This window comes from Dehalococcoidia bacterium (assembly GCA_035310145.1).
GTDB lineage: Bacteria > Chloroflexota > Dehalococcoidia > CAUJGQ01 > CAUJGQ01 > CALFMN01.
Genome location: DATGEL010000078.1, coordinates 35,470 through 48,978 on the forward strand (window position 1 = coordinate 35,470; position 13,509 = coordinate 48,978).

General features: G+C 69.4%; 10 protein-coding genes. 5 read left to right on the plus strand and 5 right to left on the minus strand.

Features of this window, described 5'->3' with window-relative positions; all coding sequences use genetic code 11:
* The first annotated feature begins 89 nt into the window (after positions 1–89).
* The gene (gene pheT, locus VKV26_14720; GenBank protein HLZ71152.1) at positions 90–2,495 is read left to right on the plus strand and encodes a phenylalanine--tRNA ligase subunit beta; all 2,406 of its coding nucleotides are present in this window, start codon (positions 90–92) and stop codon (positions 2,493–2,495) included.
* 96 nt (positions 2,496–2,591) lie between these two features.
* Here the strand turns inward: pheT and VKV26_14725 are convergent, their stop codons facing one another.
* From VKV26_14725 to VKV26_14745, 5 genes are all read right to left on the minus strand, one after another.
* Positions 2,592–3,524 (minus strand): SDR family NAD(P)-dependent oxidoreductase, encoded by a 933-nt coding sequence (locus tag VKV26_14725; protein ID HLZ71153.1) that lies wholly within the window; start codon positions 3,522–3,524, stop codon positions 2,592–2,594.
* Between the two features lie 143 nt (positions 3,525–3,667).
* Complete coding sequence (locus tag VKV26_14730) at positions 3,668–4,081, minus strand: Zn-ribbon domain-containing OB-fold protein (protein HLZ71154.1); 414 nt, start codon at positions 4,079–4,081, stop codon at positions 3,668–3,670.
* 5 nt (positions 4,082–4,086) lie between these two features.
* The gene (locus tag VKV26_14735; GenBank protein ID HLZ71155.1) at positions 4,087–5,193 is read right to left on the minus strand and encodes a thiolase family protein; all 1,107 of its coding nucleotides are present in this window, start codon (positions 5,191–5,193) and stop codon (positions 4,087–4,089) included.
* Positions 5,190–6,359 (minus strand): CoA transferase, encoded by a 1,170-nt coding sequence (locus VKV26_14740; protein HLZ71156.1) that lies wholly within the window; start codon positions 6,357–6,359, stop codon positions 5,190–5,192. The genes VKV26_14735 and VKV26_14740 overlap by 4 nt, the downstream gene beginning before the upstream one ends.
* Entirely contained in the window at positions 6,356–7,549 is a 1,194-nt protein-coding gene (locus tag VKV26_14745) for a CoA transferase (GenBank protein ID HLZ71157.1), read from the minus strand. The genes VKV26_14740 and VKV26_14745 overlap by 4 nt, the downstream gene beginning before the upstream one ends.
* Before the next feature lie 170 nt (positions 7,550–7,719).
* Here VKV26_14745 and VKV26_14750 point away from each other — a divergent pair, with 170 nt between their 5' ends.
* The 4 genes from VKV26_14750 to VKV26_14765 all read left to right on the plus strand — a co-directional run bounded on the left by VKV26_14750 (position 7,720) and on the right by VKV26_14765 (position 13,508).
* Complete coding sequence (locus VKV26_14750) at positions 7,720–10,257, plus strand: CoA transferase (GenBank protein ID HLZ71158.1); 2,538 nt, start codon at positions 7,720–7,722, stop codon at positions 10,255–10,257.
* A 94-nt stretch (positions 10,258–10,351) separates the two neighbouring features.
* Positions 10,352–11,584 (plus strand): acyl-CoA dehydrogenase family protein, encoded by a 1,233-nt coding sequence (locus VKV26_14755; protein HLZ71159.1) that lies wholly within the window; start codon positions 10,352–10,354, stop codon positions 11,582–11,584.
* 289 nt (positions 11,585–11,873) lie between these two features.
* Positions 11,874–12,998: an acyl-CoA dehydrogenase family protein gene (locus VKV26_14760; protein ID HLZ71160.1), complete on the plus strand. Its 1,125-nt coding sequence runs from the start codon at positions 11,874–11,876 to the stop codon at positions 12,996–12,998.
* A 114-nt stretch (positions 12,999–13,112) separates the two neighbouring features.
* Complete coding sequence (locus tag VKV26_14765; GenBank protein ID HLZ71161.1) at positions 13,113–13,508, plus strand: VOC family protein; 396 nt, start codon at positions 13,113–13,115, stop codon at positions 13,506–13,508.
* The last annotated feature ends 1 nt before the right edge of the window (position 13,509 follow it).

A 13,509-nucleotide genomic window follows, 5' to 3' on the forward strand; every position in this document is an offset into this window, starting at 1 on the left:
TGGTCTCATTACCCGGTGCTGCGGGCTGGGGATTGAAACGGGGTAGCCGTGCGCGTGCCTACAATCAAACGTGAGGAGAACGAGCCTCTGTGCGCATCTCGCTTGAGTGGCTGAAGGAGTACGTCGATCTGACGCTGCCGCCCGAGCAACTTGCGCGGCGCATCACACTGGCGACGGCCGAGGTCGAGGAGATCATCGCGCCGCCGGCCTGGGAAGGCGTCTCCGTCGGCGCGGTCGAGACGTGCGAGCGCATCGCTGGCTCGGATCATCTCAGCTGCTGCACGGTGCGCGCGGCTGATGGCGTGCACCAGGTCGTCTGCGGGGCGCCGAACGTGGCCGCCGGGCAGAAGATCGCCTACGCCGCGATCGGCGCCGAGCTGTTCAGCCCGCGCGCCGGCAAGCCGCAGAAGCTGAAGCCCGCAGTCATCATGAAGATCGAATCGGACGGCATGATCTGCTCGGAGATGGAGCTCGGCCTCTCCGAGAACCACGAGGGCATCCTCGTGCTGTCCGACGAGGCGCCCGTCGGCACGCCGCTGCACGATTATCTCGGAGACACGGTGCTCGTGGCGGGAGCATGGGCGCACCGCGCGGACCTGCTCGCCATGCTCGGCATCGCCCGCGAGGTCGCGGCGCTCACCGGCCAAAGCGCGCGGGAGCCGGATTCCAGTTTCGAGGCGATGGGCGGCCCGATCGCGGGCACGCTTTCAGTCGAAATCGCCGACCCCGACCTTTGCAACCGTTACGTCGCCGCCGTGATCGAAGGCGTCACGCTGGGTCCTTCGCCGTTGTGGCTGCAGCGCAGGCTCGAGGCCGCGGGCGTGCGCGCGATCAGCAACGTGGTGGACATCACCAACTACGTGATGCTGGAGTTCGGCCAGCCGCTGCACGCCTTCGACTACGACACCGTGGAGGACAATCACGTGATCGTGCGCCGTGCCCGCGCGGGCGAACGCCTGACCACGCTCGACGGCGTCGATCGCGAGCTGACGCCCGACATGCTGCTGATCACCGATCCGGGCGGGCCGATCGGCCTCGCCGGCGTGATGGGCGGGGCGAACAGCGAAATCAGCGAGCGGACGAAGACGATCCTCCTCGAAGCGGCAAACTTCCACGGCATGAATATCCGCCGCACTTCGACGCGTTTGGGCCTGCGCAGCGAGGCGTCGTCGCGCTTCGAGAAGCAACTGCCGGCCGAGCTGGCGCTGAAGGCCGCGCGACGCGCCGTGCAACTGATGGTCGAGCTGTGCGGTGGCATGGCGCGTGAGGGCTTCATCGACGTGTACCCCGTGCCGCAGCCGCCGCTGCGCATCGAACTGAGCGCGGCGCGGCTGCGCCAGGTGCTCGGCATCGAGGTTTCGACCGCCGACGTGACGCGCACGCTGCGGGCGCTCGGCTTCGGCTGCGAGTGGCAGGCACCCGATCGCTACCTGGTGGACGTGCCCTACTGGCGCATGGACGTGCGCATCGCCGACGACGTGGTCGAGGAGGTGATCCGCATCCTCGGCTTCGACCGCCTGCCGAGCACGACGATCGCCGGCCGCATCCCCGAGCTGCTGCCGCAGCCGCGCCGCCTGCTGCGCGAGCGGGTGAAGGACGTCCTCGTCGCCGCCGGCGCGCAGGAGATCATCACCTATTCGGCCGTGAGCGAGGAGCTGCTGCGCAAGGTCACGCCTGCCGAGGACCTGGCGATCCTGCAGCCGCTGCGCATCGTCAACCCGCTCAGCGCCGAGCACGAGCTGATGCGCACCAGCCTGCGCGGCTCGCTGCTGGCAACGCTGGCCGACAACCTGCGCCTGCGCCGCCCGGCGCTCTCGCTGTTCGAAACCGCGGTCGTCTATCTGCCCGCAGAGGATCGCACGAAGCTGCCGGAGGAGCGCGAGACCCTTATCGGCGCGATCTGCGGTGAGCGGCTGGACCGCTGGGGGCACGCCGGGGGCGAGCCTCTCGATTTCTTCGATGCCAAGGGCCTAATCGAAGCGCTGGACGAACGGCTGCGCATCGGCCTGAGTTACCACGCGGCTGCGGACACGATCCTGATCGACGGCCGCGCCGCGGAAGTCCGCGCCGGCGAGCAGGCGGTGGGCGTCGTCGGCCAGGTGCATCCCGACGTGCTGGCGCGCTTCGGCATCGAGCGCGACGTCTTCCTCTATGAGCTGAATCTCGCCGCGCTGCTGCCACTGGTGATGGCGATCCCCGGCTACGCGCCGATTTCGCGCTTCCCCGCCGTTGTGCAGGATCTGGCGCTCGTCGTCAACGAGGATGTGCCGGCGGCCGATCTGCTCGCCGCCATTGCGCGGTCGAAAGCGGTCTCGCAGGTCACATTGTTCGACGAGTACCGCGGCGATCGCATCGGCGCAGGCAAGAAGTCGCTCGCCTTCTCCGTCAGCTACCAGGCGCCAGATCGGACGCTCACCGACGCCGATGCGGCCAGGGAGCAGGAGCGCATCCTGCGCAGCCTCGGCCACCAGTTCGGCGCGGAGCTGCGCCGGTAGCGTCGCACTGCGCGGCAAGCGCCGGCCGCGCTCGCCCGGTGCCGACGGGTTGAATTCGGCGGCCGCGAGCGGGCGCAATCCCATGCATAGCGGCGGCTACGCCGTGGCCGCGGCCTCCTTCGGCGCGAACTCGTTGCGCAGGCCCTGCGCGAGCGTCTGCGGCACGACCCGTGCGAGTTCATCTACGGTCCACATATCGCCGGGCGCGAAGATCGTGCGCTCGGGCACCGGCTCTGAGTAGAGCGATACCTGGTTGCCGCGCACCATGAAGGTGCGTCCGTTGATGTTCTGCGCCTCATCCGTGGCGAGATAGACAACCATCGGCGCCACCGCCTCGGGTTTCAGCTCGGCCAGCGTGTTGGAGCCGGCGCGGGTGACGCCCGCCGCGGCCGAGCGCCGCGCCGCCTCGGCCACCTCCGGACTGAGCGTGAGGCGTGTACCGGCGGTCGGGCGGATGGCGTTGCAGGTGGCGCCGTAGCGGCCGAGGTCACGCGCCACCGTGCGTGTCAGGCCGACGATCCCCTCTTTGGCCGCGCTGTAGTTCGCCTGGCCCATGTTGCCGAGGCCGGAGGTGGACGAGGTGTTGATGATGCGGCCCGATCGCTGCTGGCGGAAGATCACGCCGGCCGCCTTGATCGTGGTGAAGTGGCCCTTCAGATGCACGTCGACGACCGCGTCCCACTCTTCTTCGGACATGTTGAAGACCATGCGGTCGCGCAGGATGCCGGCGTTGTTGACGAGGATGTCGAGCCGCCCGAACGTGTCGAGCGCCGTCTTCACCATGCTCTCGCCGCCCTGCATCTCCGCGACGTTGGCGTAGTTGGCGACGGCGCGACCGCCGGCGGCCTTGATCTCGGCCACCACCTGGTCGGCGGGCCCGCCGTCGTGCCCCGTGCCGTCCACGTTGCCGCCCAGGTCGTTCACGACGACCGCGGCGCCCTCCGCCGCCAGCAGCATTGCCTCCGCGCGGCCGATCCCGCGCCCCGCGCCCGTGACAATCGCGACCTTGCCCGCAAGCCTGTTCCCCATGATCCGTTTCCTTTCCGCCCGTTGTCTGCGTAACCCTGGTGGAATCAGCGCACCGGCCCGCCGAACTGTCCGAGACGACACCGGCCGGGGGCTCGCTCCCCAACGATACGAACGCGGGCACGAGCGGGCAAGCGATGCGCGGCTCAGGCGCTCGCGGCCGGGCGGAAGCGGGGGATCGTGATCTCGTCCGTCGCCTGCTCGAAGGTCACCTCGACCGCCAGCCCTTCGCGAAGCGCGTCGTTCTCAATGCCGACGATGTTGGTGTAGAGTCGTGGACCTTCTTCCAGCTCCACCAGCGCGACGTTGTAGGGCAGCTCGTCCTTGAAACCTGCGTAGTAGAGCTGGTGAAAGACCGTCCACGACCAGATGCGCCCTCGGCCCGAGAGCAGTTCCCAGCTCGCTTCGGGCGAGAGGCAGCGCGTGCAGGTCGGGCCCGGTGGAAAGCGCAGGTGGCCGCAACCGGCGCAGCGCTGCATGCGCAGCTCATGCTGCTGTGCGGCCTCCCAGAACGGCCGGCTCCAGACATCGGGCTCAGGCAGCGGTTTCGCGTAGGTCATCGGCTTCACCGCGTGTAGATGATCGAGACGCTGCAGGGCGTGGCGCAGAGAAACTGCGCGACGTTGCAGCCGGCCACCTGGCGCGGCCCGCATTCGCCGCGCACCTGGCGCACCGCCTCGACGTTCAAGCCCCAGCCCTGCATGTAGCTCTCGGAGAGATGGCCGCCCGAAGTGTTGGCCGGCAGGGCGCCGCTCAGCCGCAGCCTGCCGTTTTCCACGAAGCGGCCGCCTTCGCCCTGCGCGCAGAAGCCGAAGCCCTCCAGAGAGAAAACCACGGTGGGCGTGAAGTTGTCGTAGATCTGCAGCACGTCGACGGCCTCGCGGCCGAGGCCAGCCATCGCATACACCCGCTCGGCGCACTGCTGCATCGCGCCGAACCAGAAGTCGTCCGGGCAGGTGCTGGCGGCGCGGTAGTCGTCGGCGCGGGCCATGCCGGCGATGTAGACCGGGGGCTTGCGCAGATCCCGCGCCCGCTCGGCGCTGGTCAGGATCAGCGCCACACCGCCGTCGTTGATCAGGCAGTAGTCGAACAGCCCCAGCGGCTCGGCGATGTAGCGGGCGTTGCGGTGATCTTCCAGCGAGATCGGCCGCTTCATCACGGCGTTGGGGTTGAGCAGCGCGTGTTCACGGAAGGTAACGGCGATCTGGCCGAGCTGCTCGGTGGTGCTGCCGTAGCGCAGCATGTGCTTACGCCACAGCAGCGCGTGCTGCGCGCCGGGAGAGGTCATCCCCCACGGCGCCCAGAAGCTCGGGTCGCCGCCGTAGTAGACGCGGCGCGAGCGGCCGTTGTTGCCGTAGACCAGCGCCACGGTGCTCGCCATGCCGCAGGCGATCGCCATCACCGCCGCCTCGATCGAGATGCCGCTCATCCGCCCTTCGGCGGGGAACTGGGCGCCCCAGCGCGGCGAGATGCCGGTCATTTCGCCGAAGCGGGCGTAGTGCGGCACGCGGTTGACGACGAGGCCGTCGATCTCGTTCGCGCGCAGGCCGGCGTCGTCCAGCGCGTTGCGAAGCGCCTCGGCGGCGAGGCCGTTGGCGTCGCTCTCGGGAAAGTTTCCGAAGCGGCTGCTGCCGACGCCGACCACGGCCACCCGCCGCGACAGCTCGCTCACGGCCGCGCCTCGCTCGACGCGATCTCGCGCAGGATCTCGGCGGTGTGCTCACCGAGACGTGGCGCAGGGCGGCGAATCGAGGCAGGCGTCTCCGAAAACTCCCAGGGCGGCGCGAGCACGCGCAGCGGCCCGATGCCGGGCTGCTCGATCTCCTGCACCATGCCCAGGTGCTGCACCTGCGGCAGCGCGACGAGCTGCGCGTAGTCGTTCATCGGGAAACAGGTGCCGCCGAGGCGCTCCACAATCGCGGTCACCTGCGCCGTGGTGAAGGCGGCGAAGGCCCGCTCCCAGAGATGCTTGACCTCGTGCGCGTGGCGGCCGGTGCCGCCCGCCGTGTCCCGCTCAAGCAGCGGGTAGAGCGGATCGTCCCGCACCCACTCCATGTCCAGCTCGCGCAGCAACGCGTCGAAGCGCTCGCGCTCCATGCGCGCCAGCGAGAAGAAGATCGCCCCGTCCTTGCAGCGGTAGCCTTGGTCCGGCGGCTTGACGTAGCTGTCGAGGTGGAAGCCCCACCACTCGTCGGGATTGGAGAGAGCGACCCAGAGCGTGGAGCGCATCGCCAGCATGCTGCCGAACAGCGAGACGTCGATGCGCTGTCCGAGGCCGCTCTGCTCGCGTTCGAGCAGCGCGGCGCAGATCGCCTGCACGGCATAGTTGGCGGCGTACATGCTGGCGACGTCCGTGCCCAGCCGCACCGGCTCCTCGCCGATATGCCCGAGCGAGGACGTGGCCTCGGAGAGCAATTGCGCCGGCAGCTCGCCCGCCGGCCGGTTCGCCCATGGCCCGCGGTCGCCGTAGCCGGATATTTGACAGCAGACCAGCCGCTGATTGAAGGCCGCCATCGCGTCATAGCCGAGTTCGGGAGCCGGCAGACGGTTCGCATCGATCACGGCCACATCCGCATTCGCGAGCAGCCCGCGCGCTGACTCGATCCCGCCCGGCTTGGCCAGATCGAGGACCACGCCGCGCTTGTTGCGGTTCAGGCTGAGGAAGACGGCGCTTGTATCGCCCCGCAGCGGCGGACCCCAGCCGCGGGCGCGGTCACCCGCCGGCGGCTCGATCTTGATGACATCTGCTCCGGCATCGCCCAACGCCATCGCGCAGTATGGCCCGGCCACGCCCTCGGCGAGCTCGACCACGCGATAGCCGTCCAGCGGCCCGCTCATGACGAGCCCGCCTGGGCGCCGGCCGGCGCGGCGTTGAGCTTGCGCTCCAGCTCGTCCAAGATCTCGCCGGTGTGCTCGCCGGGCATGGGCGTGCCGCGCCAGGCTGCCGGCGTGCGGGAGAAGTGCCAGGGCGGCCCGCCGGTCCAGACGCGCCCCCAGGCCGAGGTCTCGACCTCGAGCAAATACTCGTTCTCGACCGACTGGCGATGCTGGCGCAACTGCTCGAAACGCAGCGGATAGCCGCAGGGCACGCCGGCGTGGGCCAGCTTCATCATCCAGTAGAACTGCGGCTTTGCACGGAAAACCGGCTGCAGCAGCGCCGCCAGATCGTCGCGATGTCGCACACGCTCGGCGTTCGTGGCGAAGCGGGGGTCGGCGGCCAGCTCCGGCCGCTCGATCGCGGCGCAGAAGGCCCGCCACTCGTCCTCGCTCGTGACGGAGACGCCGAGCCACTGCTGATCTTCGCAGAGAAAGCACTGGTCGGGCGCGGTGGCGTATGCCGCGCTGCCAAGCGGCACGTGCAGTGCGCCCGTCGCCAGGTACTCGGCCAGCCGCGCCGTTTGCAGCGCCGCGGCCGCGCGAATCATCGGCACTTCGACCTTCTGACCACGGCCGGTGCGTCGTCGCGCCAGCAATGCCATGAGGATCGCCTGCGCCGCGTAGTTGCCGGTCGTCGCGTCCATCTGCGTGAAATGCCGGTAGATTTCGCGCTCGCCGCCGCGCGGACCGTTTGTGGACCAGAAGCCGCTGACGTACTGCATCTGCGTGTCGGCGCCGGGGCGCTCGGCCATCGGGCCGCTTTCGCCCCAGCCGGTGACCGAGCAGTAGACCAGGCGCGGATTGATCGCGCGCACCGTCTCATAGCCGAGACCAAGGCGATCTCCCACACCGGGGCGCATGTTGATCAGGAAGGCATCGCAGGTTTGCAGCAGTTCGTACGCGGTGGCGCGGTCGCGCGTGGCCTTGAGGTCGAGGAAGAGGCCGCGCTTGTTCATGTTCCAGGTGATGTAGCCGATCGAGGTGCCGTCGATCGTTGGCGGCACGCCGGCGCCAAGCGACGACCAGAGCACCCCCGGCTGCTCGATGTGGATCACGTCGGCGCCCATGCTGCCGAGCTGCATCGAGGCCCACGGCCCGACCATCCACATCGTCAGGTCGAAGATGCGCAGGCCGGCCAGCGGTCCGGGCATGGCCTCACCCCCGGCCCCTCTCCATGACAATCCATCGCGCGAAGCGCGAACTTCCGGAGAGAGGGTAGTTAGGGCCGGGACGGGCCCGGCGGCCTCAACGTAGGCAAGCGCTGCTGCACTGTCAACGCGCGCGGCGGCGTAGACTGGGCCGCGAGGCGCGGGAGGCGAGCATGAGGGAAGAGGGGCTGGTGCTAAGCGATCTCACGGTGCTGGAGCTGAGCGAGGGCATCGCCGGGCCGTACTGCGGCAAGTTGCTGGCTGCGCTGGGCGCGCGAGTGATCAAGATCGAGCCTCCAGGCGGCGACCGTGCCCGTTTGCTGGCCCCCTTCGCCGGCGACGAGCCGCACCCGGAGAAGAGCGGCCTCTTCCTCTACCTCAATATGGCGAAGGAGAGCATCGTCCTCGATCTGACTCGTGCTCCGGACCGGACCCAGTTTCGGCGACTCGCCGCCGAGGCCGACATCATCATCGAGGGCTTCATGCCGGGCACGCTCGCGGCTCTGGAACTCGACTTCGCCGCGCTTGCGGGAGAGAACCCGCGGATGATCCTCTGCTCGATCACGCGGTTCGGGCAGGACGGTCCGTACCGCGACTATTTGGCTACCGAAATCACCGCGCAGGCGCTGGGCGGCCTGCTGTACACGATCGGGTTGCCCGATCGCGAGCCGCTGAAGATCGGCGGCAGCCCCGCCCTGTGCAACGCAGGTGGCGCCGCCTTCAGTGCGATCATGGCGGCGTTGTGGCAGCGCGACCGCACCGGCGCAGGCCAGGCGATCGATATCTCGCTGCAGGAGGCGACGGCGATCACGCAAATTCACGCCAGCATCGAGGCCACCTGGCAGGGCACGAACCTGCAGCGACGGCCGAGCGTGTTGCTGGAGGCGAAGGACGGCTGGGCCTCGGTCGGGTTGGAGATGGGCGTCGCGGCCGAGACCTGGCCGCGCGTCTGCGCGATGCTGGGCCGGCCGGAGCTGGCCGCCGATCCGCGCTTCGCCAGCTCGGCGGCGCGGCGCGAGAACCGTGAAGCTGTAGCCGAGATCGTCGCGGACTTGGTTCGCGGCCAGCCGAAGGAAGCGATCTACCACGAGCTGCAGAGCCTGCGCTCGATCGCCGGCTACGTGGCGACCGCGGCCGACCTGCACGCCTCCGCCCAGCTCGCGGCCCGCGGCTTCTTCCAGCAAATCGAGCACCCCGTCGCCGGCAGCGCCCGCTATCCCGGCCTGCCCTTCCGCATCGGGGAGATGCCCGCGGTCACCGGCCGCGCCCCGCTGCTCGGCGAGCACGCGCAAGCGACAACGCAACGCGCCGACAAGGGCATGCCCGCGAAGCCACCTTCGACGCCCGACGCCCTGGGCCCTACGCCCTCGACGCCGCCCCTCGAAGGCGTCCGCATCCTCGATCTTACCCAGGTCGCGGTGGGGCCGTACGCGACGCTTTTGCTCGCCGGCCTCGGCGCCGAGGTGATCAAGGTCGAATCCAATCGCCGTCCGGACATCAGCCGCGGCCCGGTGCATCCCGAAGGCGAGACGCAGCTCAAGCAGTATCCGCACGGCGAGCCGGGCGAGCGGCCGTGGAACCGCGCCGCCTACTTCAACCAGCGCAACCGCGGCAAGCTCGGCATCACCCTCGACCTCTCGGACGAACGCGGCAAGGATCTCTGCAAGCGGCTGGCGGCCTGCTGCGACGCCGTCGCCGAAAACTTCCGCGCCTCGGTGATGGAGCGACAGGGACTCGGCTGGGACGAGCTGCGAGCGGTGAACCCACGCCTCGTCTATCTCAAGCTCAGCAGCCAGGGCGACAGCGGACCGGAGCGCGACTACGGTTCCCTGGGCTCGACGCTGGAGCAGACCGGCGGCCTCGTCTCCGTGACCGGCTACCGCGACGGGCCGCCGCTGATGACCAACGGCACCTACCCGGACCCGGTCGCCGGCGTGCTGGCCGTGGGCGCGCTGATCGCCGGCCTGCGCCGAGCGCGGCAGACCGGCGAGGGACAGTTCGTCGACTTCTCGCAGCGCGAGGCGACGATCGGCCTCTTCGGCGAGGCGATGATGGACTTCGCGCTCAACGGCCGGGTGCAAGGACCGATCGGCAATCGCCATCCGCAGTTCGCGCCGCAGGGCGTCTACCCGTGTTCAGGGAACAGGGGAGCTGGAAGCTCGGGCAGGGATGCCAGAGGCGCTTCGCCTGGTGACGGTCAACCGAGCGGGCCGGATGATTGGATTGCGATCTCGATAGAGGACGACGGGCAGTGGGCGCGGCTGCAGCAGGCGATGGGCAATCCCGCCTGGACGCGGGGCGAACGCTTGACGACCGCCGCGGGCCGCAGGGCCCTGCACGACGAGCTCGACTCCGCGATCTCCGCGTGGACGGCGGGCTACGACAAGCACGCACTGATGCACCTCCTGCAGCGGCACGGCGTGCCTGCCGGTGCGGTGCTCACCGGCGTGCAACTGCTGAACGACGCGCAGCTCAAGGCCCGCGGCTGGTGGGAGGAACTGATCCCGACTGAGGTTGGGGAGCCGCACCGCTTCGTCTCGGCGCCCTGGCGGCTCGCTGCCGCGCCGCGCCGGCCCAGCACGCCGGCGCCATGCCTTGGTGAACACAACGCCCGCGTCTACCGCGGTCTGCTCGGCCTCAGCGCCGACGAGTACGCGGACCTTCAAGCCGCCGGCGTGATCAGCATCGAGCCGCTGTGGCTGCGCGCCTGAAGCCGCGTTGACAGGCGCGCCGCCGGGGCGGTACACCTCGGATGGCAGATCGATCGTCCACGCCGAACGATTGCAAGCGAAGACGGAGCCGCGCATGGACTTCGAAGTGACCTACAGCGAGGAGCAGCTGCGCTTCCGCGCCGAGGTGCGCGCCTGGTTTGAGGCGAACGTGCCGCCCGGCCTCACGCGCGAGCCGAAGGACGCCGACGAGTCGCTGCAGCTCTACCTCCAGCGCCGCGAGCTGGGCCGCAAGCTCGGCGCCAAGGGCTGGCTCTTCCCCCACGCGCCGGCCGAGCACGGCGGCGGCGGCCTCGATGTGGACCACACCATCATCCTGGAAGAGGAAGCCGACCGGCTGGACCTCTCGCTGCCGCCCTTCTACGACACCGGCGGCACCCTCGGCGCGCCAAGCATCCTCGTCTGGGGCTCCGAGGACCAGAAGCAGCGCTTCCTGCCGCCGATCTACAAGGGCGAGGTGCGCGTCTGGCAGTTGCTCAGCGAACCAGGCGCGGGCTCGGATCTCGCCGGCGTGCGCACGCAGGCGGTGCGCGACGGCGACGAGTACGTGATCAACGGCCAGAAGATCTTCGTCGGCAGCGCCAATGGCACCGACTGGATGTGGACGATCTGCTGCACCGATCCCGGCGGCCAGCGCCACCAGAACCTGAGCTGGTTCATGATCGATGCCAACCTGCCCGGCATCACGGTGCAGCCGATGGACCTGATGGGCGGCGGCGGCGAGGGCGGCTCCGACATGGGCCACAAGAACACCGTCTTCTTCGACGACGTGCGCGTGCCGGCCTCGTGTCTGGTGGGCGGTGAGAACAACGGCTGGCGCGTCGCCAGCACGCACCTGGAGCTGGAGCACGGCGGCGGTGGCCGCATCGGCCGCAACCGATTGTGGGAGCGCCTGCTCGCTTACTGCCAGACCACCATGCGCGACGGCGCGCCGCTGACCGAAGACCGGGACGTGCGTGACCTGCTGGCCGAGATCTACATCAAGGGCGAGGTCACACGGCTCTTCGGCCTGCGCAACTTCTGGCTGACCTACGCGAAGCAGCCCAGGTCGTATGAGGGGCCGCAGCTCTCGCTGCACCGCAAGATGGCCGGCCTGTGGATGACCGGCGCGATTCTCGAGGCCGTCGGCCCCGCCGCGCTCACCGACGACGAGGTCTACGGCTCGCCCGGCGGCTTTCTGGAGTCGCAGCAACGCAACGGCATCGTCGCGGTGCATCCGGGCGGCACGGCCGACATCCAGCGCGTGAGTATGGCGCGGCGCATCGGCATTGGCCGCAGCACACGCGAGCTGGCGGGCAGCGTGTCGTGAGACCGTGGCTCTCGTCCCCTGGTTCATTCATCTTGCCCCAGTCCTGGGGGAAGGGGAGATCGATTGGCGGGAGCGCGGGGCGAAGGCCGGGTTAGGCGTCTCTCCTCTCCATCCCATGGAGGGGGGCCAGGGGTGAGGCCATGCGCCCGCCGGTGGCCGCCTGGAATCGCCCCGACCCCGAACCTTCGAACCGAAGCACCCCTCCCTCTCCCCTGGATTGGGAGAGTCAGAAGGAATCCTCGGCGGTGGGTGAGGGCCGGGCGGGCCGGCGCCAGTACAGGAGCCGACGATGGACCTTTCCCTGACGGAGAGCCAGCAGATGCTCAGGCAGGTGGCGCGCAACTTCATCGAGCGCGAGGCGCCGAAGGACGCGATCACCGCGCTGCAGGGCTCGGAGACCGGTTTCAGACCGGAGATCTGGGAGCAGGCGGCTGCGCTCGGCTGGCTCGGCCTGCTGATCCCGGCCGAGTACGGCGGCGCCGGCGGCTCGTTCACCGATGCGGCCGTGCTCTATGAGGAGCTGGGACGCGGGCCGGTGCCGGGGCCGTTCTTCAGCTCCGCGGTGCTTGGCGCCCTCACGGTGCTCGAGGCTGGCAACGAGGCGCAGAAGCGGGCCATCCTGCCCGCGGTCGCCGCGGGCCGCCAGGTGCTTACCGTGGCGATCACGGAGCCGAACAACTCGTGGGGGCCGCGCGGCGTGCAGCTCACGGCCCAGCGCCGCGACGGCGGCTACGTGCTGAACGGCGCCAAGCTGTTCGTCAGCGATGCGCTGGCAGCCACGCAGATCGTCGTCGCCGTGCGCACCGGGCCTCAAGAACGTGACATCAGCCTGTTGCTGGTAGATGCGAGCGCGCAGGGGGTGTCGTCGCGCGTGCTTTCCGGTTTCGTCGGCTGGCAGTGCGAGGTCGCGTTCCAGGATGTGCAGGCGCCCGCGTCTGCCCTGCTAGGCGGCGCGGAGAACGCCGGCTGGGCGGCGCTGGAGCGCGCGCTGGAAAAGGCGCTGCCCGTGCTCTGCGCCTACGAAGTCGGCGGCTCGCAGGCCGTCTTCGACATGTCGGTGGCGTACAGCCAGACGCGCGTGCAGTTCGGCGTGCCGATCGGCCGCTTCCAGCGCGTGCAGGACCACATCATCCGCCTGGTGAATCACCTCGATGCGGCGCGCTGGACGACGTACCACGCCCTCTGGAAGCTGGACACGGGCCGTCCCGCCGCGGCCGACGTGCATATGGCCAAGGCCGTGGCCAGCGAAGCCTACTTCGAGGCCTGCAACGCTGCGCACGAGGTGCACGCGGGCGTCGGCTCGGCGCGGGAGTACGGCCTCGTCGCGCACACGCAGATGTCGCGCACGTTGTTCCATTTCCTCGGCGATCCGAAGTGGCACAAGCGGCAGATGGCGGACGCGCTGCACTGGTGAAGCGGTGCAAACGGGTCGATAAGGCACGGTTTCAAATTCGGCGGTCAAGTGATATTGCGCACCTGTAAGCGGGAATCCGAGCCGGTTTTGAAACCATCTGCAAAGGAGGAAAGCATGTTCAGAGGCGTGGACCACGTGGTGATCGCGGTGAAAGACCTCGAAGCCGCGATCAAGCAGTACGAGACACTCTTCGGCATTGCGGCCACGGACCGCGGCGAGCCGCCCGGCGCGGGCTTCAAGAACGCCTACTTCCGCTTCGGCCCGTCGTACGTCGAGCTGGTCTCGCCCACCAACGATCAAGGACCGGTCGGCCGTCGCGTGGCTGCAAGCGGCGACGGCGTCTACCTGATGGCGCTGGCCGTGGATGATCTGCCGGCCACGCTGAGCGAGCTGCGCGGCAAAGGCGTGCGCCTGCTGGGCGATCCGGGGCCGGACAAGCCGCTGAGCGGCCAGGTCTTCATCCATCCCGGTTCGGCCAACGGCGTGTTGACCCAGCTCGTAGAGCGCTGAC

What these genes read in the sequence shown, in the direction of transcription:
- VKV26_14740 (HLZ71156.1), bottom strand. Translation starts at nt 6,359, where the DNA reads ATGAGCGGGCCGCTGGACGGCTATCGCGTGGTCGAGCTCGCCGAGGGC.
- VKV26_14750 (HLZ71158.1), top strand. Translation starts at nt 7,720, where the DNA reads ATGAGGGAAGAGGGGCTGGTGCTAAGCGATCTCACGGTGCTGGAGCTG.
- VKV26_14760 (HLZ71160.1), top strand. Translation starts at nt 11,874, where the DNA reads ATGGACCTTTCCCTGACGGAGAGCCAGCAGATGCTCAGGCAGGTGGCG.
- VKV26_14730 (HLZ71154.1), bottom strand. Translation starts at nt 4,081, where the DNA reads ATGACCTACGCGAAACCGCTGCCTGAGCCCGATGTCTGGAGCCGGCCG.
- VKV26_14745 (HLZ71157.1), bottom strand. Translation starts at nt 7,549, where the DNA reads ATGCCCGGACCGCTGGCCGGCCTGCGCATCTTCGACCTGACGATGTGG.
- VKV26_14765 (HLZ71161.1), top strand. Translation starts at nt 13,113, where the DNA reads ATGTTCAGAGGCGTGGACCACGTGGTGATCGCGGTGAAAGACCTCGAA.
- VKV26_14755 (HLZ71159.1), top strand. Translation starts at nt 10,352, where the DNA reads ATGGACTTCGAAGTGACCTACAGCGAGGAGCAGCTGCGCTTCCGCGCC.
- VKV26_14725 (HLZ71153.1), bottom strand. Translation starts at nt 3,524, where the DNA reads ATGGGGAACAGGCTTGCGGGCAAGGTCGCGATTGTCACGGGCGCGGGG.